Origin of the sequence: Chitinophaga rhizophila (assembly GCF_019492185.1) — a bacterium.
Taxonomy (GTDB): domain Bacteria; phylum Bacteroidota; class Bacteroidia; order Chitinophagales; family Chitinophagaceae; genus Chitinophaga; species Chitinophaga rhizophila.
Window position 1 is genome coordinate 850,670 of sequence record NZ_JAICCF010000002.1, and the last position, 22,739, is coordinate 873,408.

The 22,739-nt window shown below is 46.1% G+C and carries 20 protein-coding genes and 3 tRNA genes; 12 read left to right on the forward strand and 11 right to left on the reverse strand.

Annotated features, from left to right (window positions below; genetic code table 11):
* Positions 1–102 precede the first annotated feature (102 nt).
* Positions 103–1,071 carry a YpdA family putative bacillithiol disulfide reductase gene (locus tag K1Y79_RS12410; protein WP_220250346.1) on the forward strand — a complete coding sequence of 323 codons (969 nt, stop codon included), beginning with the start codon at positions 103–105 and terminating at the stop codon, positions 1,069–1,071.
* 21 nt (positions 1,072–1,092) lie between these two features.
* Here the strand turns inward: K1Y79_RS12410 and murB are convergent, their stop codons facing one another.
* Entirely contained in the window at positions 1,093–2,109 is a 1,017-nt protein-coding gene (gene murB, locus K1Y79_RS12415) for a UDP-N-acetylmuramate dehydrogenase (RefSeq protein ID WP_220250347.1), read from the reverse strand.
* A 64-nt stretch (positions 2,110–2,173) separates the two neighbouring features.
* On the opposite strand from murB, the gene K1Y79_RS12420 reads away from it, so the two are divergent.
* On the forward strand, positions 2,174–2,839 hold the full coding sequence (locus K1Y79_RS12420; protein WP_220250348.1) for an NAD(P)H-binding protein: 666 nt from the start codon (positions 2,174–2,176) through the stop codon (positions 2,837–2,839).
* A gap of 160 nt (positions 2,840–2,999) precedes the next feature.
* Here the strand turns inward: K1Y79_RS12420 and priA are convergent, their stop codons facing one another.
* From priA to K1Y79_RS12435, 3 genes are all read right to left on the reverse strand, one after another.
* A complete protein-coding gene (priA, locus tag K1Y79_RS12425; protein ID WP_220250349.1) occupies positions 3,000–5,447 on the reverse strand; it encodes a replication restart helicase PriA in 2,448 nt (815 codons plus the stop codon).
* A gap of 8 nt (positions 5,448–5,455) precedes the next feature.
* Positions 5,456–6,196, reverse strand: a complete 741-nt coding sequence (locus K1Y79_RS12430; protein ID WP_220250350.1) for a lysophospholipid acyltransferase family protein — start codon at positions 6,194–6,196, stop codon at positions 5,456–5,458.
* 65 nt (positions 6,197–6,261) lie between these two features.
* A complete protein-coding gene (locus K1Y79_RS12435) occupies positions 6,262–6,717 on the reverse strand; it encodes a DUF4258 domain-containing protein (RefSeq protein WP_220250351.1) in 456 nt (151 codons plus the stop codon).
* Positions 6,718–6,826: 109 nt separating this feature from the next.
* Here K1Y79_RS12435 and mtaB point away from each other — a divergent pair, with 109 nt between their 5' ends.
* The 5 genes from mtaB (at position 6,827) to K1Y79_RS12460 (ending at position 10,146) form a co-directional block, all read left to right on the forward strand.
* Positions 6,827–8,104 carry a tRNA (N(6)-L-threonylcarbamoyladenosine(37)-C(2))-methylthiotransferase MtaB gene (mtaB, locus tag K1Y79_RS12440; protein WP_220250352.1) on the forward strand — a complete coding sequence of 426 codons (1,278 nt, stop codon included), beginning with the start codon at positions 6,827–6,829 and terminating at the stop codon, positions 8,102–8,104.
* 179 nt (positions 8,105–8,283) lie between these two features.
* Positions 8,284–8,358 (forward strand) — tRNA-Val (locus K1Y79_RS12445).
* A gap of 32 nt (positions 8,359–8,390) precedes the next feature.
* Positions 8,391–8,465, forward strand: a tRNA-Val gene (locus tag K1Y79_RS12450).
* A gap of 83 nt (positions 8,466–8,548) precedes the next feature.
* Positions 8,549–8,623: transfer RNA gene (locus K1Y79_RS12455), tRNA-Val, on the forward strand.
* A 542-nt stretch (positions 8,624–9,165) separates the two neighbouring features.
* Positions 9,166–10,146 carry a methylenetetrahydrofolate reductase gene (locus K1Y79_RS12460; RefSeq protein ID WP_220250353.1) on the forward strand — a complete coding sequence of 327 codons (981 nt, stop codon included), beginning with the start codon at positions 9,166–9,168 and terminating at the stop codon, positions 10,144–10,146.
* Between the two features lie 61 nt (positions 10,147–10,207).
* Here K1Y79_RS12460 and K1Y79_RS12465 read toward each other — a convergent pair whose 3' ends face one another.
* Positions 10,208–12,364 (reverse strand): cation:proton antiporter, encoded by a 2,157-nt coding sequence (locus tag K1Y79_RS12465; protein ID WP_220250354.1) that lies wholly within the window; start codon positions 12,362–12,364, stop codon positions 10,208–10,210.
* 113 nt (positions 12,365–12,477) lie between these two features.
* Here K1Y79_RS12465 and K1Y79_RS12470 point away from each other — a divergent pair, with 113 nt between their 5' ends.
* Positions 12,478–12,786, forward strand: a complete 309-nt coding sequence (locus tag K1Y79_RS12470; RefSeq protein WP_220250355.1) for an ATP-dependent Clp protease adaptor ClpS — start codon at positions 12,478–12,480, stop codon at positions 12,784–12,786.
* Positions 12,786–13,430 carry a leucyl/phenylalanyl-tRNA--protein transferase gene (gene aat / locus K1Y79_RS12475; RefSeq protein WP_220250356.1) on the forward strand — a complete coding sequence of 215 codons (645 nt, stop codon included), beginning with the start codon at positions 12,786–12,788 and terminating at the stop codon, positions 13,428–13,430. Before K1Y79_RS12470 ends, aat begins: the two co-directional genes overlap by 1 nt.
* Positions 13,431–13,590: 160 nt before the next feature.
* Here aat and K1Y79_RS12480 read toward each other — a convergent pair whose 3' ends face one another.
* A complete protein-coding gene (locus K1Y79_RS12480; protein ID WP_220250357.1) occupies positions 13,591–14,517 on the reverse strand; it encodes a hypothetical protein in 927 nt (308 codons plus the stop codon).
* A gap of 135 nt (positions 14,518–14,652) precedes the next feature.
* On the opposite strand from K1Y79_RS12480, the gene K1Y79_RS12485 reads away from it, so the two are divergent.
* Positions 14,653–15,318, forward strand: coding sequence for a metal-dependent transcriptional regulator (locus tag K1Y79_RS12485; RefSeq protein WP_220250358.1), 666 nt, complete (start codon positions 14,653–14,655; stop codon positions 15,316–15,318).
* 104 nt (positions 15,319–15,422) lie between these two features.
* Positions 15,423–17,300 (forward strand): Nramp family divalent metal transporter, encoded by a 1,878-nt coding sequence (locus K1Y79_RS12490; protein WP_220250360.1) that lies wholly within the window; start codon positions 15,423–15,425, stop codon positions 17,298–17,300.
* A 78-nt stretch (positions 17,301–17,378) separates the two neighbouring features.
* On the opposite strand, the gene K1Y79_RS12495 is transcribed toward K1Y79_RS12490, so the two are convergent.
* From K1Y79_RS12495 to K1Y79_RS12515, 5 genes are all read right to left on the reverse strand, one after another.
* Entirely contained in the window at positions 17,379–18,116 is a 738-nt protein-coding gene (locus tag K1Y79_RS12495; protein ID WP_220250361.1) for a LytR/AlgR family response regulator transcription factor, read from the reverse strand.
* Positions 18,094–19,149, reverse strand: coding sequence for a sensor histidine kinase (locus tag K1Y79_RS12500; protein ID WP_220250363.1), 1,056 nt, complete (start codon positions 19,147–19,149; stop codon positions 18,094–18,096). The genes K1Y79_RS12495 and K1Y79_RS12500 overlap by 23 nt, the downstream gene beginning before the upstream one ends.
* A gap of 25 nt (positions 19,150–19,174) precedes the next feature.
* Positions 19,175–19,528, reverse strand: coding sequence for a DUF4288 domain-containing protein (locus K1Y79_RS12505; RefSeq protein ID WP_220250364.1), 354 nt, complete (start codon positions 19,526–19,528; stop codon positions 19,175–19,177).
* A 33-nt stretch (positions 19,529–19,561) separates the two neighbouring features.
* On the reverse strand, positions 19,562–20,440 hold the full coding sequence (locus K1Y79_RS12510) for a LiaF transmembrane domain-containing protein (protein WP_220250366.1): 879 nt from the start codon (positions 20,438–20,440) through the stop codon (positions 19,562–19,564).
* A gap of 114 nt (positions 20,441–20,554) precedes the next feature.
* Positions 20,555–21,196 carry an SGNH/GDSL hydrolase family protein gene (locus tag K1Y79_RS12515; RefSeq protein ID WP_236059584.1) on the reverse strand — a complete coding sequence of 214 codons (642 nt, stop codon included), beginning with the start codon at positions 21,194–21,196 and terminating at the stop codon, positions 20,555–20,557.
* Positions 21,197–21,332: 136 nt separating this feature from the next.
* Here K1Y79_RS12515 and icd point away from each other — a divergent pair, with 136 nt between their 5' ends.
* Entirely contained in the window at positions 21,333–22,598 is a 1,266-nt protein-coding gene (icd, locus tag K1Y79_RS12520) for an NADP-dependent isocitrate dehydrogenase (protein WP_220250368.1), read from the forward strand.
* Positions 22,599–22,739: the final 141 nt, after the last annotated feature.

Consider the following 22,739-nt stretch of genomic DNA (forward strand, 5'->3'; position numbering starts at 1 on the left):
TTACTACCCTGGCCTGCCCCTCCCCTCTTCCCGACTGAAAACGCCTGTCCCGATCAGTCCATCGCTAGTAATTACGGGCATTCATTCGTAATTTTATCCATTATGCAGATTTACGATATACTAATAGTAGGGGCTGGTCCGATCGGCATAGCTTGCGGACTGGCGGCACAGAAGGCAGGATTGAGTTATATTATTGCAGAAAAAGGATGTCTGACCAATTCACTGTATAATTATCCGCTATACATGACCTTCTTTTCCACTTCAGAGAAGCTGGAAATAGGTGGCATCCCCTTCGTTTCAATCAGTGCTAAACCGGTAAGACCGGAAGCCCTGGAATATTACCGGCGTGTTACTATCTCCAACCAGCTGAATGTACGCCTGTTTGAACCTGTTGAGACCATCCGCAGGGAAGTGGATATTTACCAGGTTACAACAGATAAAACCACCTATCAGGCACGTCATGTGATTATTGCAACAGGCTTTTACGATATTCCGAATATGCTGCACATACCAGGTGAGCACCTTGCAAAAGTGAACCATTATTACAAAGATCCGCACTTCTATGCGGCGCAGAAAGTACTGGTGATCGGTGCAAATAACTCTTCTGTGGATGCAGCGCTGGAAACCTATCGCAAAGGCGCTGATGTAACAATGGTTATCAGAGAAGAAGGTATTGGGAAAAGGGTCAAATACTGGGTTAAACCGGATATTGAAAACAGGATTGCTGAAGGTAGTATAAAAGCATATTACCACGCCAATGTGAAAGCCATCCGTGAACACGAAGTGGATATACAGACCCCTGATGGTCTGGTTACTATTGAGAATGATTTTGTACTTGCCCTTACCGGCTATCAGCCTAACTTCAATTTCCTGGAAAGGGCAGGCGTTACCTTATCACGCGATGCAAAGAAATACCCTACCTACAATCCGGATACGATGGAAACCAATATGCCGGGCATGTACCTGGCCGGCGTAGTGTGTGGTGGCATGGATACCCATGTATGGTTCATCGAAAACTCCAGGGACCATGCTGACAAAATAATTGCTCATATCGCAGGTAAGCCCCGTTAGGCGCTTACCTGCTGTAGGCGGTTAGATGATGTTCACTTCTCTTTCCAGTTCTACTCCAAACTTTTCCGCAACACTATCCAGGACACGTTGAGACAGATCATAGATGTCGTTACCGGATGCATCTGCATAGTTAACCAGTACTAATGCCTGTCTTGCATGCACGCCGGCATCACCTTCCCGGAAACCTTTCCATCCGCATTGCTCTATCATCCAGCCAGCGGCCAGTTTAAAGTCACCTCCTGCTACAGGATATGCAACGATGTTAGGGAATGCAGCTTTCAGCTCATTATGCTTTGCCGCTGATACGGTAGGATTCTTAAAGAAACTGCCTGCATTACCAATCTTTGCAGGATCCGGCAGCTTGGAACTGCGGATATTGATCACGGCCTGACTGATAGCCTGTATGGTAGGTTCCTGCACGCCCATCTGTTTCAGCTCTTCTTCAATAGCGCCATAGCTGGTATTCAGCTTCGGCGACTTTGACAAACGAAACGTTACTGAGAGGATGGCAAACCGCCCTTTATACTGACGCTTGAAAACGCTTTCCCGGTAGCCGAACTGACAGTCCGCATTGTTGAATTTCACTACTGTATGATCCTGCAGGTGATAAGCTTCCAGCTCATGGAAACAGTCTTTGATCTCTACACCATACGCGCCGATATTCTGCATCGGACTTGCGCCTACATTGCCTGGAATAAGTGAAAGATTTTCCAGTCCGCCGCGGTTATGCTTTATACAATCCATCACAAAGCCGTGCCAGCTCTCGCCGGCGCCTGCTTTCACATAGACAGAACTGTCATCTTCTCCTGTTACACTAATTCCTTTCATTTCATTCTTCAGCAGCCCACCCTCATAGTTACGGGTGAAGAGCACGTTACTGCCGCCACCAAGTATCATATGTGGTAAGCCTTTCAGCTGTGGCGCTTTTAGTAATTCTTCCAGCTCCATCGCATTGGAAAAAGAAGAGAAGAACCTTGCCTGGGCGGCAATGCCAAACGTATTATAGGGCCGGAGCGAAACATTTTCAGATATGCGCATATGATCGTAAATTTAGCATAAAGCTGCAGGACAGCGTTTATCAACTGACAAATATAATAAAACCATGCTTCAAACGGCTGTTGTTATAGGAGCTACCGGACTTACCGGCCATCACCTGGTTACCTTGTTACTGCATGACCCGCATTTCAGCAAGGTGAAGGTACTTGTACGTACGCCTTCCTTCAAACAACGGCCTGGTCTGGAAGAAATAGTGGTTGACTTTAATGATACCAATAGTTTGTCTGCGGCGCTGCAAGGCGATGTATTGTTCTGCTGTATCGGCACCACTATCCGTAAGGCCGGTAGTCAGGAGCGCTTTCGTGATGTAGACTTTGAGATACCTGTACGCTGTGCTACACTTGCCCGCAGACAGGGTATGCAACAGTTCCTGCTGCTATCTTCCACAGGTGCGGCAGCGCATTCGCGCAACTTCTACCTCCGTACAAAAGGTGAAACAGAACAAGCCATACAGCAGCTGGGGTACTCATCCCTGCATATCTTCCGGCCATCCATCCTGCTGGGAGCACGTAACGAATTTAGATTAGGCGAATCTCTTGGGAAGGTGCTTGTCATGTTATTCTATTTCCTGCTGATCGGGCACTGGAAGAAATACCGTCCGGTGAAAGCAGCAACAGTTGCTAACGCCATGCTGAATGCAGCGAAAACAGCGACTACGGGCGTACGCGTGTATGAATATGACGGAATCAAAGAATTAGGGAGTAAGCACTAAATAAGCGGGATTGGTCAGCCATATAACGGTAACTTATTACACCCATATTCTACACCGACAACGGGTTGTAATTCAAGGATATGCCGCCGGTATTTGCTGACCGGCATTGACGATGGTTATCAATTACCTGCAACAGCATTTTCTGCGCTGCAGGATTACCTTATACACAATCTACATCAGGTACGATATATACTGATCTGAACTGTTTCTCAGCCAGCAGGCGGATAAAGTGTTCCTGTACCAGTCTTTTGGTATCAGCAATGACTTTCGAGTCCCGGGGCAGCTTGATCAGCATTTCCTGCAGATAGTTATTGCGTACCCTGCCTACCAATGGTACGGCGGGTCCTACCAGCCTTGCGCCTATATGCGGCCGCAGCCAGTTACCCAGTACCTGGGCAGCCTGTTCTACTGTCTGCTGATTTTTATGTTTGAGGGTAATTTTCAGTAACCGGGTAAAGGGCGGATAACCGAAGTTTTCCCTTTCCCCGATCTCTGCTGCGTACATTGCTTTATAGTCATGTGTGGTCACGTAGTGCAGCACGGGGTGGCGGGTATTGCTGGCCTGTATGATCACTTTTCCTTTACCATGTTTCCGCCCTGCCCTTCCGCTAACCTGTTCCATGAGCTGAAAGGCGCGTTCGTTGACGCGGAAATCAGGGAAACTTAACAGGCTGTCAGCACTTAAGATGCCCACCAGGTTCACGTTATCAAAATCGAGCCCTTTCACAACCATCTGTGTACCAACAAGGATGTCGATATCGCGCTGTTCCAGCAGCTGGATCATCTTGTTATGACTGTCTTTATTCCTTACAGCGTCCATGTCCATACGGGCGATGCGTGCCTTCGGGAATAGCTGTTGCAGATCATCTTCTATTTTTTCGGTACCAAAGCTTTTGGGTATCAGCGTCTGGCTGCCACAGGCGGCGCAGGTCTGCGGATATGGATACCGGGTACCGCAATAGTGACAATGCAGTTTATCCTGGTTCCTGTGGTAGGTAAGTGATACGTCGCAGTTTTTGCAATTGGGAATCCATCCGCAGGTAGTACACATCAGGAAAGGAGCATAACCACGCCTGTTCTGGAACAGGATGACCTGGTTGCCTGCTGCCACACTGGTATTGATAGCGGCATTCAGCTGTGGCGTGAAATTTTCCTGCATATTCTTTTCTGCACGTTCCTTTTTCACATCAACAATAGCGATTTCCGGCATTTCGAGTCCGCCAAAACGTTCCATCAATTCTACCAGTCCGTACTTGCCTTGCTGCGCATTGAAGTAAGATTCGAGTGAGGGCGTAGCGGATCCCAGCAGGACTTTAGCCTTAAAGAGGCCGGCATAATAAATGGCCGCGTCTCTGGCGTGATATCTTGGAGCAGGATCCTGCTGTTTGTAAGAAGGGTCATGTTCTTCATCCAGGATGATGAGGCCCAGATCCCGGAAAGGCAGCAGCAGACTGGAACGCGCGCCTAACAGAATCTGCAGGTCGCCGTTTTTAACTTTGTTCCAGATCTCTACCCTTTCGTTATTATTAAAGCGGGAATGGTAGATCCCGATCTTATTACCAAAATGTTTTTGCAGCCGGCGTACTATCTGAGCGGTCAATGCTATTTCAGGCAGCAGATACAGTACTTGTTTGCCACTGGCTACATATTCTTCTATCAGCTTAACGTACAGCTGTGTTTTGCCACTGGATGTTACACCGTGGAGCAGGGTAACTGGTCTGGCAGCGAAGCTGTTACGCACTTCTGCCAGGGCTTTGGTCTGGGAGGGACTGAGTTCAAATGCTATCAGCGATTCTACTTTTCCACCACCAGGCACACGATCAACCACACGTTTCTCTATCCAGAGTATTTCTTTATCTACCAGTCCTTTGAGCTGGGCGGTAGTAGCGCCTGATTTCTTGAGTAGTTCTGTTTGCAGTACGCTACCTTGTGTTTTGATGAGATGCAGGTATGCCAGCAGCAGTTCCATCTGCTTAGGTGCTTTGGCCAGTTCATTGAACAGGGGAGCCAGCATTTCTTCATCTTCGTATTGTGCATGCAGCTGTACGTAGTTCTCTTTCTTTTCCTTGTAGACTTCTTTGAGTTCTTCGTATACCAGCAGTACTTTTTTCTCTATCAGTTTTTTGATAGTCGAATAGACGTCTGATTTATCGAGGATAAGCTGTACTTCTTCTATGCGCAGTTCTTTCCTGATATTGAGTGCTTCGGCCACGAGGTATTCGTCATCGCCGAGGTCAGAGAAGTCATCGCCATAGGCGTCGTTGAACAGCAGGAGTGTTTCGCTGGAGAGTTTCAGGTGTGCGGGCAGGGCGGCGTTGAGTACTTCCCCTTCGCTGCACATATAATAGGATGCAAGCCATTGCCAGAATGACAGCTGGGTAGGATATACAACAGGGTCTTTATCCAGCATATCCAGCAGGGGTTTAGTCCTGTAGTCGGCCGGGGCCTGTTCATGTATCGCTTTCACGATACCTGCGTATTTCTTTTGTTTACCCAGTTGTACGGCCACGCGGCTGCCTACCTTCAGCGATTCCTCCATTTCCGGCGGGATCGAATAGGTGTAATTCTTTGGCAGGGCCAATGGCAGTATGACATCTGCAAACTTCATCCGAATATTTATACAGTAGCTTTCAATTCCCGTTCCATAATATCGAATACCTGCTTTTTCAGTGCCGGCAGGTCGTCCATTGTCAGTCCGGCAACAGGAACAGGTGGCAGGTATACTACTCTGCAGCGGCCGGGAGTCAGGTTAAATCCTTTTGCATGGAGACGTTTGCCATTATCCAGGTAGAGAACAGGCTGAATAGGCGTTTGGGTTTCAATGGCTATACGGAATGCGCCATTATGAAAGGGCTGCAGCGGTGCTTCTGTTTCGTTGGTGGTACCTTCAGGAAAGATGAGGATAGAAACGCCATGTTTAATAACGGAGATCATTTCACGAACGCTGCGGGCGCGTGCCTTTGCGTCAGAGCGGTCTACCATTACAACAGCCTGGCGGTAGATGTAACCGAAGGCAGGGATACGTTTCATTTCAATCTTACCCAGCGGGCGGAAAGGCAGTCTCATTACCTGTACAGCCAGTGCGGCATCGAGGTAGGAGCGGTGATTAACAACATACAGGTAAGGCGTTTTGTCTTTTCTGTCGTGTTTATAGATCCTTTTCACCCTGATACCTACAGCGGGGAACCAGGTATGAGACCAGAAGCGCAGGAAATAGAATATGATATTCCCTCCTTTGATCCTTCCGAGGAATGATGCCAGGAAAATGGGAGGGATAATAAGGAACATGATGACAAGGAATACGATCGCGGCATATATCATATATACCAGATGTAATGGCTTGAGCAATAACTTCATAATAGTGCCAATCTTCTTTTTAGTCTGATGCAGGCCGGAAAATTACAGTATACATATGGAAATACCTAATTACAGCTGCATGCCCAGTCTTTATCGAGGTCTATACAGGTTACAACGCTGGTAGTATCTTCGCAGGGAGCGAATACAACACGGAGATGCTGACCTTCTTCGGAATAGCCTTCTAATGCATAGGTAGGACAAGGTTCGTCCAGCGGATTAGACTTTTCGTTATTGACACTACCTGTTTGCAGGATATCCACTACTTCTTCTTCCGTAACATGCCTGCAATCCATCCGGCATCTTGCGTGACGGGTGTATTTTAATGGTGCATGCCGGTTTAGTTTAGCCGGATCGTTTGCGGTGACGTGGTTGGTCTTCTTGTCAGTTCTGGTGATACTTGTGTTATTATGGACGGTAGCGTGTGGTGCCCGCTGCGGACCTTTCCACCATTGCTGCTGCCAGGCCAGCCACAGCAACAGCGACAATAACAACATAGGTATATACTTACCCTTAGATTTCATGGTTATGCTCTGTTACAAATACTTTCAGCATTGCTCGTGCCGGACGGCAATCTATACAATTTTGACAATATAATCAGTATAAAAAAAAGGTACTACCTTTGCGATCCTTATGACAACAGGTAAAAAAGTAGCATTTCATACCCTCGGCTGTAAGCTGAACTTTTCAGAAACCTCCTCATTGAGCAGGCTGCTGGAACAGGATGGTTTTGTGAAAACAGATTTTGAAGAGCAGGCGGATGTATATGTGATCAATACCTGCTCTGTTACTGACAATGCAGACAAGGAGTGCCGTCACCTGGTACGCCGTATTCAGCGCCGTGCGCCGGAGAGCATGATTGTGATCACCGGTTGTTATGCACAGCTGAAACCAAAAGAGATTGCTGAGATTGAAGGCGTTGATCTGGTACTGGGGGCAGCTGAGAAATTCAATATTGTAGACCATCTGAAGACGCTGACCAAGGGTGACAGCGCCAAGATCTGCTCCTGCGATATTGAAGATGTGAATACCTTCCATGCTTCCTATTCCGTGAATGACCGTACCCGTACCTTCCTGAAGGTACAGGATGGCTGTGATTATACCTGCTCTTTCTGTACTATTCCGATGGCCAGAGGCAAAAGCCGTAGCGATAGTGTTGCCCGTGTAACGGAGCATGCACAGTCCCTGGCAGATTCCGGCGTAAAGGAAATTGTACTGACTGGTATCAACCTGGGCGACTTTGGTAAGGGCCTGGAGGGCGGTAAGAAACGTGAAGAGACCTTCTTTGAACTGATACAGGAGCTGGATAAGGTAGACGGCATTGAGCGTTACCGCATCTCGTCTATTGAGCCAAACCTGCTGAGCAATGAGATCATCGAATTTGTGGCCAACAGCAGGAAGTTCATGCCGCATTTTCATATCCCCCTGCAAAGTGGCAGTAATGACATACTGGGGCTGATGCGCCGCCGGTACCGCCGTGAGCTGTATGCAGAAAAGGTAGCCCTGATCAAGCAGTTCATGCCACATTGCGCCATCGGCGTAGATGTCATAGTAGGCTTCCCTTCAGAATCTGATGCGCATTTCCAGGAAACTTATGACTTCCTTCATGGACTGGATATATCTTACCTGCATGTATTTACCTACTCTGAGCGGGCTAATACCGGCGCGCTGGATATCAAGCCGGTAGTACCTGTGCAGGTACGTAACGAACGCAATAAAATGCTGCGTAACCTGAGCCATAAAAAACAACAATACTTCAACGAACAGCATGTAGGCGAAACCAGGAAAGTATTGTTTGAAAAACATGGCAAGGATGGTATGATGGAAGGATACACCGATAATTATATCAAAGTAACGACACCTTACCGCCAGGAGTGGACAAACCAGCTGATTGAATGGGAGTTGAAATAAGAAATTTCAAATCGCAGCAATCTGCTGAAACACTTAGCTATAAAGGCGGACAAGCGTTCTTCGTATAAACGTCAACTTATTTTTCCGAGAATTATCAGAAAAAAATTTGGCAGAATAAAAATACTTTCTACCTTTGCAATCCCATCAGACGAAAGGCCTGACGGTTACGAAGAAAAAACGGGAGTTTAGCTCAGCTGGTTCAGAGCATCTGCCTTACAAGCAGAGGGTCGATGGTTCGAATCCGTCAACTCCCACTCAATGTTCTTTTAAATTTCTTTTTTCTTCAGGGAGTTTAGCTCAGCTGGTTCAGAGCATCTGCCTTACAAGCAGAGGGTCGATGGTTCGAATCCGTCAACTCCCACCCTGAATGCTTCATCATAGGATGAGGCTTTTTTTTTCAAAGATACTCGCTTCAATACCGCTTACAGGTAGAGAAACAAACAAGGGAGTTTAGCTCAGCTGGTTCAGAGCATCTGCCTTACAAGCAGAGGGTCGATGGTTCGAATCCGTCAACTCCCACTCCGAAAGCTTCATCATCACGATGAGGCTTTTTTTTTGCCCTTCACTTTCATATAGCAGGCCCTGAGACCCGATCAGATAGACCGGCCAAGCCGGCATACCCGTTTTTATGTTGATCATCCGGTGGCCAGGGAAAGGTGGAAGTCCGCTATCCGCCCTTTATCGTACACTGTTAACCGGAATCGTTGTTACGAAATTACCCCAAATATCATCTGCAAAAAGCATCATGTCCATAGGACGCCAAATCCTATGCATAGGACGCCAAATCGTGGTGTGAGCGACCTGGAAAGTGATTTCCCGGCATTTCCTTTTGTGCTGCCTTTTAATTGATCTTACGTTGATCTTACGTTCTGAAACGAAGGATTAACGGAAGTAGGTGAAGATGAAAGCGGCAAGCTGACCATCACTATTCTGAAACAAAAAATTCTCCCGAACTCAACTTATTTCCGGAAAATTCTCTGATATAACACTAATGTGACAGATAAAAATTTGCTTTTTAACTGTTTTTGCCAGAATTTCACACCATTCAAAACTGCCACTTAATGGGCCATAATTTAGCTGAGAAGATCAAATCAGGAGGATCAAGACTAGTTTTTTACAGCCTTACTCCTCCAAAAATTACCAACGGTCAGGAAAAGATCGCGGAAATTGCCAAAGTTCAGATAGCACGTCTGAGCGACCATGATATTGATGGCCTCATTCTTTATGATATACAGGATGAATCAACCAGGACAGGCCAGGAAAGGACATTTGCGTTCATCCCTACCCTGTCGCCGGAGCAATATAGCAGAACCTATCTGCAGTCGCTGGACGTTCCCCTGATCATTTACAAGAGTATAGCCAATATGAACGGAGAGCAGTTCAACCAGTGGCTGACGGAGAACAAGGATATCAAACATGCGGTGTTTGTAGGTGCGTCTTCCCAACAACAGATTGAACTGACTAATTTCTCCCTCCAGGATGCTTATACACTGAGGCAACAGGTAGCGCCCGACCTGTTACTTGGCGGCATCACTATACCCGAGCGACATAACAAAAAAGGTGATGAACACCTGCGCATCACAGGGAAGGTTGGACAGGGATGCAGCTTCTTTGTATCTCAGTGCGTGTATAATATCAACGATACCAAAGACCTGCTGGCAGACTACTACTATCATTCCAACAGTACAGGCATGACGCCATCACCGGTGATATTCACACTGGCACCCTGCGGATCACTGAAAACGCTGGAGTTCATGGAATGGCTGGGAATTAAAGTACCGAAATGGTTATATAATGATCTGAAGCATTCAAAAGATATTCTGCAGTCTTCTATACAGACATGCCTGAATGTAGCGTCAGAGCTGCTGGAATACGCAGATAAGAAGAACATGTCTATCGGATTCAATATCGAAAGCGTGTCTATCAAGAAAGATGAAATTGCGGCCTCCGTCGAGTTGCTCAGTGAAGTTATTAAACTGGGCAAGCAACCTGTTAAAACAGTTGTACAACGGCAGCCTACAGCGATACCGGAAGTTATTTAAAGCAGAAAGGACGGCACTCAACGCCGTCCTTTTCTAATATTGGTCAGTTACTGACAAGCTGCTATTTCTTGCCCTTTAAAATACGTTTAACCGCTTTACCCAGTTTGTTCAGGTTAGCCAGCTGCTCCTGTATCGGCGCAAGGGTCAGATCTTCCGGTTGTACCCCTGCTTCAATGTAATCAATCTCCGTTTGTTCCGGATAGATCAGTACTATGTTGTTAGCTGGGAAGTGACGGCTGAGACGTCCCGCCATACCATCCAGGTAAGGACGATAGGACAGTGTACCTTTACGTGCAGCTATTACCATTACCAGGTCATTCTTTGTAATCTCTTTCGCCAGCTGTAACATCTCATCTATGTTATCAAACTGCCTGAACGTTACATCAATGTTCAGCTTGAACTGTTGCAGATAAGCTTCTATTGCTTTCTGCGTATTGACATGACAGTTCACCATCAGTCTGGCCCCTATCTGCTTGCTAAGCAGGAATATCTTCTGCAGATAATGCAGGAAACCGATTTCATATTCAGCATTCTTCGGCATCACCAGCACCAGCTTACGGGTTGTATTGAGCGGATAATGGAAGTCACATACATATACTGTTTCCCATACACTTTGCAGTACATTGTCCAGGGTAGTACCGAAGATAGAGCCAAACAGGCGTTCAGTCGTACTGTTCTTTTCTGTCCAGCCCAGTACAACATCAGTGATCATCAGTTCTTTTGCTGCACGGGCAATCCCATCAGATACGTTCAGGTCGATACGGGTTACTGCCTGTACTTTACTTTCTGTAGCGCTGGCGTACATGACAGCAGCCTCCATGATTTTGCTGGTCAGGGCGACTTTCTGTTTAGCTTCTTCATCATCCTGTACAACAGCCAGCGGATAGATAGGCGAGGCTGCATCAGGATCTTTGATCATCAGGGCAAAATCCAGCAGGGCTTCCATATGCCCCTGACGGGAAATAGGTACCAGTACACGTTCAGGTGTATCTGTAGAAGCAGGCTTACTGTCTGCATCTACAATGGCCAGTTTACGGCCTGCGCTTTCTGTTACAAAAGAGCCGACCAGGCAGGTCACCAGGATCAGTACTACCGTACCGTTCAACACGTTTTCATTGATAATACCCATGTTAAACCCGATCAGTATTACAGCGATCGTAGCTGCTGCATGCGAACTGCTGAGACCAAATATGATGTTACGCTGCGTAGGCGTATACCTGAAAGTCATCTGTGTGAAATAGGCTGCAAAGTATTTGCTGATCAGTGCAAGGATTGTCAGTACTGCGGCGATGAATAAGGCTTCCGGGCCTTTGAGCAAGACCCGCAGATCCACCAGCATACCCACACTGATCAGGAAGAACGGAATGAAGATCGCGTTACCTGTGAACTCAATCCTGTTCATCAGCGGTGATGTGTGCGGTATCAGCTGATTTAGTGCCAGACCAGCCAGGAACGCGCCAATGATACCCTCCACTCCTGCCAGTTCGGCCAGGAAAGCAGCCAGGAATACCAGTGCCAGTACAAAGATGAAGTGAGAAGTTTTATCGTCTTTTATCTGTTTGAAAAACCAACGTCCTATCATCGGAAATATCCAGAGGATGATGGCGGCAAAGACTGCCAGAGAAACAAATAATCGCACCCAGAAATGTGTATTCAGGTTGCCCGAGGCAGCGCCGGTAATGATAGCCAGGATAACCAGCACGGCGGTATCGGTAATGATGGTACCACCTACCGCAACGGTAACCGCTTCATTTTTAGTGATGCCTAAGCGGCTAGCCAGCGGATAGGCCACCAGCGTATGCGTGGCAAACATGCTGGATACCAGCATTGTAGCCATTAGGTTGAAATTCAGCACATAAGTACAGACGAAATATCCCAGGATGAGCGGAATGAAAAATGTAAATGCACCAAAGACAAGACTACGATTACGGTTTTTCCGGAACTCAGCCATATCCAGCTCCAGTCCGGCCAGAAACATGATGTACAACAATCCGGCTTTCCCGAAAAGATCAATACTACCTTTTTCAATTACCTTGAAACCATGGTCTCCTATCGCCATCCCCGCTATGATCAGGCCGATAATGCTCGGTATTCTGAATTTGCGAAGTATAATGGGCGCTAACAAAATGATAAACAATACCAATGAAAATATCGGAACAGGGTCTTTCAGTGGTAAACTAATATCCATCAACAATTGCATGCCGTTCAAAACATTCATAACCTTAGATCTAATGGTTACAATAATAGGAATAATCAGGCAATGCCATCCAAACATTCCTGTTTAATTTAACGATTATTAAGCGTAGTTTTGTGGAAAGTTTTTACCGGATTATGAGCCAGCGTAATCAAACAGGCACGAAGATTCAAGAATGGGAAGACGTATTGGTAGCTGAAGATGAGCAGTTCCCCTTCAGCCTTATCGTATGGAACGATGAGGTAAATACATTCGATTGGGTAATTCAATCCCTGATCGAGGTATGTGATCATACACAGGAACAGGCTGAACAATGCGCACTTATCATTCACCACAACGGAAAATATGCTGTAAAGCAGGGTGAATTTACCCGCCTCCGCCCTATGTGCGAAGCCTTGCTGGACAGAGGTATCAACGCTACCCTTGAAGAAGAAGTAGCAGGATAATGCCCGTCTTTGAACTTACAGATGAATTGATTTTTCCTCCCGTTGATCTGGCAGAACCAGATGGACTGCTGGCATATGGTGGCGACCTTACAGCAGAGCGGCTACTACTTGCCTATAGCGAAGGCATCTTTCCCTGGTATGACGAACCACCCATCCTTTGGTGGAGCCCCGATCCCCGCTTTGTATTATTTCCCGACGAACTCAGGATTTCTTCCAGCATGAAACAGGTGCTGAAGAAAGGCATATTTACGATCACCATGAATAAAGATTTTCCTGGTGTTATAGCTGGTTGCAGACATATTCCCCGCCCGGGACAGGATGGTACCTGGATTACGCCGGATGTGGAAGAAGCCTATATTTCGTTACATAAAGCCGGTTATGCACATTCAGTGGAATGCTGGCAGCAGGATAAACTGGTAGGTGGCTTTTATGGTATTCAACTAGGTAGTAACTTCTTCGGAGAATCTATGTTCTCGCTTGTCAGCAACGCCTCTAAAGCTGCTTTCATCACCTTCGTAATGTATGCGAAGGAGAAAGGCCTGGGTATGATTGATTGTCAGGTGTATACTGATCATCTGGCATCATTGGGCGCAAGGATGATACCGAGGGACGAATTTCTGGAGAGAGTGAAAGGAGGAGAGTAATAAAAGCTTATTGAAAGAGTTGGTCTGCCTGAAGCACTCAATAAAAAGCCATGCTGAGTTAATTTATATCTTCTAATCAGATAATGCAAAAAGGGAACATCCTTGGATGTTCCCTTTTTGCATTATCTGATTAAACGTATTTGATCTACACCTACCCTGCTTACTTACTCTTCTTCTTTGCGTAACTACCTTCAAAGAAACAACGTACACCTCTGTAAGCCCCACAACCACCAATTTCTTTGATACTTACCCTGCCACCAGCAAACTGAAATGCGATGCCACAATCAGTTTCCTTGTCTTTATACTCACCTTTATTCTGACCAGTAAAGCGGCCGGTACCTGATAATTCACCTTTACAGCCTGTTTTATCTTTTGAGAAAGAAATAAAGAACAGAAATGACTTAGGATCATCCCCATCACGGATAGATATAATACTGTTTTCGCCGGAGAGGTAATCACCGGACAATTTGTGTGCAGCCTTCATGGTATCTATCGGATTGAATAACTGTCCGGCGGCAGCGTCGCCTGCGGAGTTAGTCATGATCAATGTTGTAGTACCATCTTCTGAAACACCAAAGAAATCTTCACGGATGGATTTGTTACCCGGGCTGAGCTCTTTTTCATTGGTCACTTTGATTACCTGACGGGTATCAATAGAGAAGAAGTGCTGGTCTTTTTTGCTCTCTATTTTAGCGGCGGGCAGGCGGTTCAGGTATTTACCTTTTTTATCAAGGAAGCAGATATACGCTGTGGTAGCTGATTTGCCTACCGCTTTCACCACAAAATAGTTTACCGCTGCACCGTCAATCGTTGCTACCGGATAGAATTTAATAGTGGCACCTTCGGGAAAATCAGATTTGCCGAGTGTATCGGTCAGGAACTGTTTCAGGACCTCCGGAGAGATCATGGAACTATCGGACGATTTTTCCTGTAAAGATTCCGGCGTCAGTTTGTAGGGCAGTTTTGCCTCGGCAAACAATTGACGAAAGTCTTCAAAGGTGAAGTCATCTTTTCCTGATTTATTCTTTTTGGGGCCACATCCCGCCAGTAGACCAATAGTCAACAGCGCTAACACGAGCTTATTCATGCGTATATGCTTGTTTATTATGGCCGAAAAGTTAGAGAAAAAAATGATATGATCAAAATAGAAAGGGGCTACCGGGCGTTGCGTTTGCATTTCTGATAACTTTTATTTAGATTTACCTAAACTTTATTTTAAGGAATGATGAATTTGTCGATTGCTGAGGAGAACTATATCAAGTCGATTTATAAACTGGAAGAAGAGGGACAGGAGGCGGTTACCACCAACGCACTGGCCAATGAACTGGATACAAAGCCAGCATCTGTGACAGATATGGCAAAGAAATTGAAAGAAAAACAGCTTATATCATACGAAAAGTACCAGGGTATCAATCTGACGTCTGAAGGGAAAAAAGCGGCGCTGAGCATTATCAGGCGGCACCGTTTGTGGGAATGTTTCCTGGTCGATAAACTTTCCTTCAGCTGGGAAGAGGTACATGAACTGGCAGAGGAACTGGAACATGTGCGGAGTGAGAAGCTGATCAACCGACTCAGCGACTTTTTGGGTAACCCGCAGATAGATCCTCATGGCGATCCTATTCCCGATGCGCTGGGCAAGATGGGCAAGCCGCGTGTACAAACACCCCTGCATAAGGCAAAGGCGAAACGGCTGGAAGTAGTGGCCGTTTCTGACAAATCAACCGCACTACTTGAATTTCTGAATGCTAAAGGCATCCGGTTAGGGACACAACTGGATGTAATTGAACGGTACGAATTTGACAATTCAATAGAACTGAAGATACGTAACCAGCCTGCTTTTACAATTAGTGAACAGGTATCAAAAAATATAATGGTCAAACCCATATAACACAGTCAGCTGCAGGCAATCAAAGAGGGACAGACTAAAAAATTCACCCTGACTACCGGCTTTAGGCCGGGTGACCCGCCGGCAGGCTGCACAACAGCTAACATATGAATCATCAGCACACGTCGTTAGGCGAAGTACATCAAAGTGTAGACACAACTGTGCCCAGCACCAGCCGCTGGCGTAAACTCCTTTCTTTCTTTGGCCCGGCATATCTTGTCAGTGTAGGATACATGGATCCGGGTAACTGGGCTACTGACCTGGCAGGCGGTAGTCAATACGGGTACTCCCTGTTGTGGGTGCTTCTGATGAGTAACCTGATGGCCTTGTTGCTGCAAACACTGAGTGCACGTCTTGGTATTGTCAGAGGCAGAGACCTTGCACAGGCGAATCGTGAAACCTATCCTCCCGGCGTTAACTTCGTACTATACATATTGGCAGAAATAGCCATTGCCGCTACCGACCTTGCAGAGGTGCTGGGTATGGCCATCGGTATACAGTTGCTGACAGGATTACCACTGGCCTGGGGCGTCAGCATCACCGTATTTGATACCTTCCTGCTACTGGTGTTACAGAAATATGGTATCAGAAAAATGGAGGCATTCATTATCGGTCTGGTAGCCATTGTAGGGATATCTTTCCTTGCAGAACTGGTTATGGCAAAGCCAGTGATGGCCGAAGTGGTGACTGGTTTTAAACCCACCATTCCTGATAACACCGCTTTATATATCGCCATTGGTATTATAGGTGCTACCGTGATGCCGCACAACCTCTATCTTCACTCTGCACTTGTACAGACACGTAAGATTAAGCGGGATGAAAAAGGCATCCGGCAGGCATTGAAACTGAACTTTATAGACAGCGCTGTAGCGCTTAACCTGGCATTCTTTGTAAACGCTGCTATCCTGATACTGGCAGCTGCCGTATTCTTCAAAACAGGCCGTACCGATGTGGCAGAAATACAGGATGCACATCAGCTACTGGAAGGACTGTTGGGTAATAAATGGGCTCCTGCCCTATTTGCTATTGCATTGATTGCTGCCGGACAAAGCTCTACCGTGACAGGTACACTTGCCGGTCAGATTGTGATGGAAGGCTACCTCCGCCTGCGTATCAATCCATGGTTACGTCGCCTGCTTACCCGTTTACTTGCTATCGTACCTGCCTTGCTGGTCATTATGATAGCAGGACCTGAAAAGGTAGGTGAATTACTGGTATTCAGCCAGGTACTATTAAGTCTACAGCTGGGTTTTGCCATCATTCCGTTGATACACTTTGTCAGCGACAAGAAGACAATGGGAACTTATGCAGTTGGTCCGACGGTAAAAGTCATCAGCTGGATCATTACAGCAGTGCTGGTATATCTTAACAGCCGCATGGTATTTACAGAAGCGATGCGTTACATTGAAGGTAACGGCAACATCTTGGTGGATATCCTGATTATTGGGGGTGGCATAGGTTTCCTGGTACTGATTGGCATTACTATCGCTTATCCGCTGATGAGCCGTTATCAGCAGAAAGCATCGGCACGGATACATACTACGCCAGCTATTTCCCTGGGAGATATACAACCACCTGTATATAATAGGATTGCACTCGCGCTAGATTTCAGCAAGGATGATGAAAAGATCATTTCCAATGCATTGGCGCATGGTAATCCCAATACGCAATACCTGTTGATTCATATTGTGGAAAGCGCTTCCGCCAAATATCTCGGTGGCGAATCTGACGACTTTGAAACCCGTAAGGATAAGGAACAGATGGATGCTTACATCACGCTGCTGCGCGATCGTAATATTCATGCAAAAGGCTTGCTGGGATACCGCCACAGGGCAGAAGAGATTGTACGTATTGTGAAAGAAGAGCAGGCAGACTTCCTTATACTGGGAGGTCACGGGCATACAGGCATCAAAGACTGGATATATGGAGAGACAACCAACCAGGTAAGACATAAGGTGAGGATACCGGTACTGGTTGTACAGTAAAAGCGTTAGCAACAGGGGCAAAAAGAAAGGGAAAAACAATAACTGTCTTTCCCTTGTCTCCTGAAAAAAGCATATATTTTATAATCCCAGCGCTGTTTTCAGCCGGGGATATCCTGTTTTGCTGACAGGAACTTTTGCTCCTGATTTTAATATCGCCAGATGATTTTCTTTTTCATATGGCTCGATACGCGTTACCTGGTTTACATTCAGCATGTAAGAGCGGTGTACACGCGCAAACTGTTCGGGGTCGAGAGATTTCTCGAAGAACTGCATTGTTTTATTCTTCAGAAAAGCGCCTTCGGGTGTAACGATTTTTACATAGTCATCCGCTGCTTCGAGATAGTGAATATCCTGCACAGGAATAATTTTGATCTTACCATTGATCTTAACAACCACCCTGTTACTTTGTATAGGTGAACTGGCAGCAGTTTCAAGCAGATTGGCGGTTTGGGCTTCATCTGCGGCATGGCGGTCCAGCCATTTCTGTACAGCTTTATCAAAACGTTCTTTTGAAAAAGGTTTCAGCAGGTAATCCACCGCATTTACTTCAAAGGCGCGGATAGCATGTTCTTCAAAGGCAGTAGTAAATATTACCGCAGGCAGCGTTTCTACGAGTTCCAGCATTTCAAAGCCATTGATCTTAGGCATCTGAACGTCGAGGAAGATGATATCAGGTTGTTGTTGTTGTATTGCTTTCAGCCCTTCAAATCCGTCACCACATTCCTGCATCAGTTGTATCTGCTGAAAGGAGGCCAGGTATTCTTTTACGATTTCCCTTGCCAGTGGTTCATCGTCAATTATTACTGCTTTTATCATATAGTTGCGGCACTTTAATCAATGTTGTAAATATGTTTCCATTTGCGTTTGTTTCCAGCAGATCCTGTCTTCCGAAGAGCAGATAAAGTCTCCTGTGTATGGAAGTGAGTCCGAAACCGGTACCAGCCGGTGCCTGCATTTCAGGATCGAAAGGATTCTGTACCTGGATGTGTAGCATATCATCTGACTCCCATGCAGAGATAGCGATCGTGATAGCATCGGTAGTATCGTATAATCCGAATTTGATAGCGTTTTCCACAACAGGTTGTAGCAGCATAGGCGGCATCTTCATGGATTTCGCGCTATCTTCCATTGTCGTATCGGTGGATAAACGATGACCGAAACGGACCTTTTCAATATCAAGGTATAATTGCAGATACTGTATTTCTTCGGGTAACAGTATCCATTGCTGATCTTCACGTTTCAGCGTACCTCGCAGGAAGTCGCTCAGCTTCAGTACCATCTCTCTTGCCTGCTGCGGGCGTAGTGCGATCAGCGCGTTGATAGAGTTCAGGCTGTTAAACAGGAAGTGCGGTTGTAACTGTTGTCTCAGTTTAAAGAGCTCCGCTTCTCTGGCCATACGCTCGGTTTCTTCTTTACGGGCCAGCTCCTGCTGTTTATCTTCCATATCATACCAGGACAAAGTCTTCACACCGATACCTGTTACAATCAGCCATCCCAGGATAAATCTTACTGGTATGGCAAAGTAGGTAAAGTGCTGATAGTACGGTACCTGAAAGAGTTCATTTATCAGCCAGTAGCAGCAGCCTGTCCACATGAAAGTCAGCACCGAACAGTAGATCAGGAGAAAAGCAATCTTTCCTTTGACAGGTCTGTAGTGAGACAGACTTAAACAGACAGCAACACATATCAGCGCAAGAGATACAATGTGGATAATACTGTCAGTCCATGCGATTGTATCTGCAATTTTGAACCATAGGATCAGCAGGTAAGCGTGAATGATAGTGAACATATAGGTGGCACTTATCATCGCCCATCTGAAAGACCTGTTTGCCAGTATGTGATTTGCCAAAGTGTTAGGAATAAGGATGAATGAATCAGGCGCGTTTGTCTATGAGTGCAGGCCCTTTGATGTGTGCTGCTTTCACCTGTAACCAGGAGATATAAGCATTGGCATCTCCGGGTTCTTCGATGCGTGAATAGAGCTCCATACCGTCATCCAGGGAGGAAAGCATATTCACTTCCGGCACGTTAATGAAGCGCCATTCAACCAGTTCCTGCCGCTGATTCCTGAAAGCGTATTGTTCCTGTATACCCATTTCACTTGCACGTTTCCAGGCTTCTTGTTTGTTATCAGCGCTGATCAGTCTTAACTGCTCGTCAAACTGAGGGGCATGATCACCGTTACCGCTGATGATCTGGTAAACTATTTTAGCTACAAACCATTGCATAAAATTATATTGAGAGGATGAAGGAAAAGTTTATCAATTATAGCTTTTGATTTCAATACCACCTAAGATGCAGGTGCCTTTGATGACCAGGATCTTGTCGGAGTTACCTGCATTAGCGAGGAGTTCTACAGGGCGTTTGTCTGATACACCGCCCAGGATAATGGTATCCATTTCAACACGAACGTCCCAGTTTGTAGGTAAGGTGATCTCTACACCACCAAAGATGCAGGTTACTTCCAGTTCTATCCTGTCTTTGAAATCAGCCTGGATCAGGTTGTATTCAGCACCACCAAAGATAGCAGTGACATTACCGCCTCTGAAGTTTTTGGATACCACGACCCTTTCTTCTCCACTGAAGATGACAGTGGAATTGATCACATCTTCAGAAGATAATTCTGTTGGGGGAACAACATATTTTTCTTTAGTCAGGCTACCACTCTCACTGCTACTGTAATTGCTGCTATCATCACTGGTCTTGCCGGCGATATCATTGTTCTTACTGCTTACTTCCTGGCGTCTGCGGAAGATAAGAGCAAGGCCGATAATTACGAAAACAGTCGGCCATAAAAAGCGGGTGACGTTGTAGTCTACTACCATATATTGCTTGGCGAAGAATACCGCACCTACCAGTGTAACGATCAGTCCTCCCCAGTTTCTGAACAGGCTGACAGTCCATATAATAAGGCCTATTACGATAAGCAGCATCTGCCAGGATACAGCCCATACGGGTAAGTCGAGGTCCATGGTGCGTAAGAAAAGGAAAAGACCGATGAGGAGAAAGATCAGTCCTTTATTATACCAGTGATTTTCCCGGTTACCGCATCTGCTATTTCTTTTCTGACGGCGGGCTTCGTCTTTACGCAGCTGGCGTTCTTTCCAATTATCTTCGTTTGTATATTGTTGATTGTCCATGTTTGTTATCATTTACGATACAAACTTAGGAAGCCGGCGCGGGTTAAGGAAGCCGATTTAGGTTAACAAGTAACAGAGTGCCGGTAAAAGGCAGGAAAATGCCGGTAAAAAAGTTTATTGCAGGATGGTGCGCATTACACCGGCTAATTTACCGGCCCAGACAGCCATTCCTTTGGCGGAGTAGTGTAATCCGTCGCCAGCTACCAGGGAAGCGTCCCGGGCTGCTTTGCGGGAGTCGGCAGTGATATTGATATAGTGAACTTTGAACTTTTTAGAGATGTTTTTGTTAACCGCATTAAAGGCGTCTATTTCAGTTGAAATGAGTTGCCGGTCACGGCCTTCAGCAAAAGGAACAGCGCTCCAGTCGGGAATAGAGAGTACCACTACCCTGTCTGGATGGTTACCGGCGAAGTGGATGGCCTGTTTGAGCAGGCGGGTAAACTCGGTCTTGTATTCATGTAAGCTACGGCCGCGATACTGGTTATTGACACCGATCAGGAGGCTGACGATACTGAAAGTGTCGGTAACATTGGCTTCGCCGATAGCAGCTTCCAGTTCATCAGTGGTCCAGCCTGTTTTAGCAATGATGCGGGGAGGGGCAAGATGAATACTATCGGTAGCAAGCAATCTGGCAGCCTGGTTAGGGAATCGGTCTTCTTCGGGTACACTCTCTCCGATGGTGTAACTATCACCTAAAGCGAGATATGTGAAAATTTTAACAGTAGTATCCTGAGACGTGCTGTTGCCCTGTATCATAGGGATTTGCTCATTTTTTGTTCCCAAAAATAAGAAAAAGAGCATTGAACATAGATAGTAGCCCATAAAGATGTGTGTTATTCCGTACCTTTGCGCTCGATTAATATAATTACGAAACACGTAAAGAAACTGTTTTATGCCGGCAGAAAAAATATCAATGACCAATGGCCAGTTACAGGTGCCTGATCAACCGATTATTCCTTTTATTGAGGGTGATGGAATCGGACCTGATATCTGGCGGGCCAGTGTGCGTGTATTTGACGCCGCTGTTGAAAAGGCCTACGGAGGAAAAAGAAAGATAGAATGGAAAGAAGTGCTGGCTGGGGAGAAAGCCTTCCAGCAAACTGGCGAATGGCTGCCAAAAGCAACGCTGGAAGCGTTTAAAGAGTACCTGGTATCTATTAAAGGGCCATTATCTACTCCGGTAGGTGGCGGTATCCGTTCCCTGAACGTGGCAATGCGCCAGGAACTGGATCTGTATGCCTGTGTACGCCCTGTACGTTGGTTTGATAAAGTACCTTCTCCAGTGAAACATCCGGAAAAGGTAGATATGGTTATCTTCCGTGAGAATACTGAAGATATCTATGCCGGTATAGAGTACATGTACGGAACACCGGAAGCTGAAAAGCTGCTGAATTTCCTGCAGAATGAAATGGGTGTTAAGAAAATCCGTTTCCCGGAAACTTCTTCCCTGGGTATCAAACCAGTATCTAAAGACGGTACTGAAAGGCTGGTACGTGCAGCGCTGAAATATGCACTGGAACAGAAACTACCTTCCCTGACAATCGTTCACAAAGGTAATATCATGAAATTCACCGAAGGTGGTTTCAAAAACTGGGGCTATGAACTGGCAGTACGTGAGTTTGGCGATAAAGTATACACCTGGGAACAGTGGGAAGCCACTAAAAAAGCAAGCGGCGAAGATGAAGCTAACAAAGAACTGAACGTAGCCATTGCACATAAAAAACTGATCGTAAAAGATGTTATTGCGGATAACTTCCTGCAGCAGATTCTGCTGGCACCACAGGATTACTCTGTAGTAGCTACCCTGAACCTGAACGGTGACTACATCTCTGATGCACTGGCTGCAGCAGTTGGTGGTATTGGTATTGCTCCGGGCGCTAACATCAACTACCTGACCGGTCATGCAGTATTTGAAGCGACCCACGGTACAGCGCCACGCTTCGCAAATACTGATACCATGAACCCTAGCTCTGTTATACTGAGTGGTGTAATGATGCTGGAATACATGGGCTGGAAAGAAGCTGCAGATATCATTGTAAAAGGCCTCAGCACCGCTATTGCACGCAAACGTGTAACAGTAGACTTCTACAAGCTGATGGATGATGCTACCCTGGTGAAAACCAGCGAGTTTGCAGACGAAGTGATCAAGCAACTGTAACCCTACCGGTTACCTAAGGATATGGTTCCGCTTTTCAAGGCGTTGGTTGACAACAAATCTTTCATTTTTCTGTAAAAGAAAGGTTGTTGCTCCCGGCTTTGGAAAGCGGAACTTGTAAATTATAACCGGTTGTCGTATATT

What these genes read in the sequence shown, in the direction of transcription:
- K1Y79_RS12410 (WP_220250346.1), top strand. Translation starts at nt 103, where the DNA reads ATGCAGATTTACGATATACTAATAGTAGGGGCTGGTCCGATCGGCATA.
- murB (WP_220250347.1), bottom strand. Translation starts at nt 2,109, where the DNA reads ATGCGCATATCTGAAAATGTTTCGCTCCGGCCCTATAATACGTTTGGC.
- K1Y79_RS12420 (WP_220250348.1), top strand. Translation starts at nt 2,174, where the DNA reads ATGCTTCAAACGGCTGTTGTTATAGGAGCTACCGGACTTACCGGCCAT.
- priA (WP_220250349.1), bottom strand. Translation starts at nt 5,447, where the DNA reads ATGAAGTTTGCAGATGTCATACTGCCATTGGCCCTGCCAAAGAATTAC.
- K1Y79_RS12430 (WP_220250350.1), bottom strand. Translation starts at nt 6,196, where the DNA reads ATGAAGTTATTGCTCAAGCCATTACATCTGGTATATATGATATATGCC.
- K1Y79_RS12435 (WP_220250351.1), bottom strand. Translation starts at nt 6,717, where the DNA reads ATGAAATCTAAGGGTAAGTATATACCTATGTTGTTATTGTCGCTGTTG.
- mtaB (WP_220250352.1), top strand. Translation starts at nt 6,827, where the DNA reads ATGACAACAGGTAAAAAAGTAGCATTTCATACCCTCGGCTGTAAGCTG.
- K1Y79_RS12460 (WP_220250353.1), top strand. Translation starts at nt 9,166, where the DNA reads ATGGGCCATAATTTAGCTGAGAAGATCAAATCAGGAGGATCAAGACTA.
- K1Y79_RS12465 (WP_220250354.1), bottom strand. Translation starts at nt 12,364, where the DNA reads ATGAATGTTTTGAACGGCATGCAATTGTTGATGGATATTAGTTTACCA.
- K1Y79_RS12470 (WP_220250355.1), top strand. Translation starts at nt 12,478, where the DNA reads ATGAGCCAGCGTAATCAAACAGGCACGAAGATTCAAGAATGGGAAGAC.
- aat (WP_220250356.1), top strand. Translation starts at nt 12,786, where the DNA reads ATGCCCGTCTTTGAACTTACAGATGAATTGATTTTTCCTCCCGTTGAT.
- K1Y79_RS12480 (WP_220250357.1), bottom strand. Translation starts at nt 14,517, where the DNA reads ATGAATAAGCTCGTGTTAGCGCTGTTGACTATTGGTCTACTGGCGGGA.
- K1Y79_RS12485 (WP_220250358.1), top strand. Translation starts at nt 14,653, where the DNA reads ATGATGAATTTGTCGATTGCTGAGGAGAACTATATCAAGTCGATTTAT.
- K1Y79_RS12490 (WP_220250360.1), top strand. Translation starts at nt 15,423, where the DNA reads ATGAATCATCAGCACACGTCGTTAGGCGAAGTACATCAAAGTGTAGAC.
- K1Y79_RS12495 (WP_220250361.1), bottom strand. Translation starts at nt 18,116, where the DNA reads ATGATAAAAGCAGTAATAATTGACGATGAACCACTGGCAAGGGAAATC.
- K1Y79_RS12505 (WP_220250364.1), bottom strand. Translation starts at nt 19,528, where the DNA reads ATGCAATGGTTTGTAGCTAAAATAGTTTACCAGATCATCAGCGGTAAC.
- K1Y79_RS12510 (WP_220250366.1), bottom strand. Translation starts at nt 20,440, where the DNA reads ATGGACAATCAACAATATACAAACGAAGATAATTGGAAAGAACGCCAG.
- K1Y79_RS12515 (WP_236059584.1), bottom strand. Translation starts at nt 21,196, where the DNA reads ATGATACAGGGCAACAGCACGTCTCAGGATACTACTGTTAAAATTTTC.
- icd (WP_220250368.1), top strand. Translation starts at nt 21,333, where the DNA reads ATGCCGGCAGAAAAAATATCAATGACCAATGGCCAGTTACAGGTGCCT.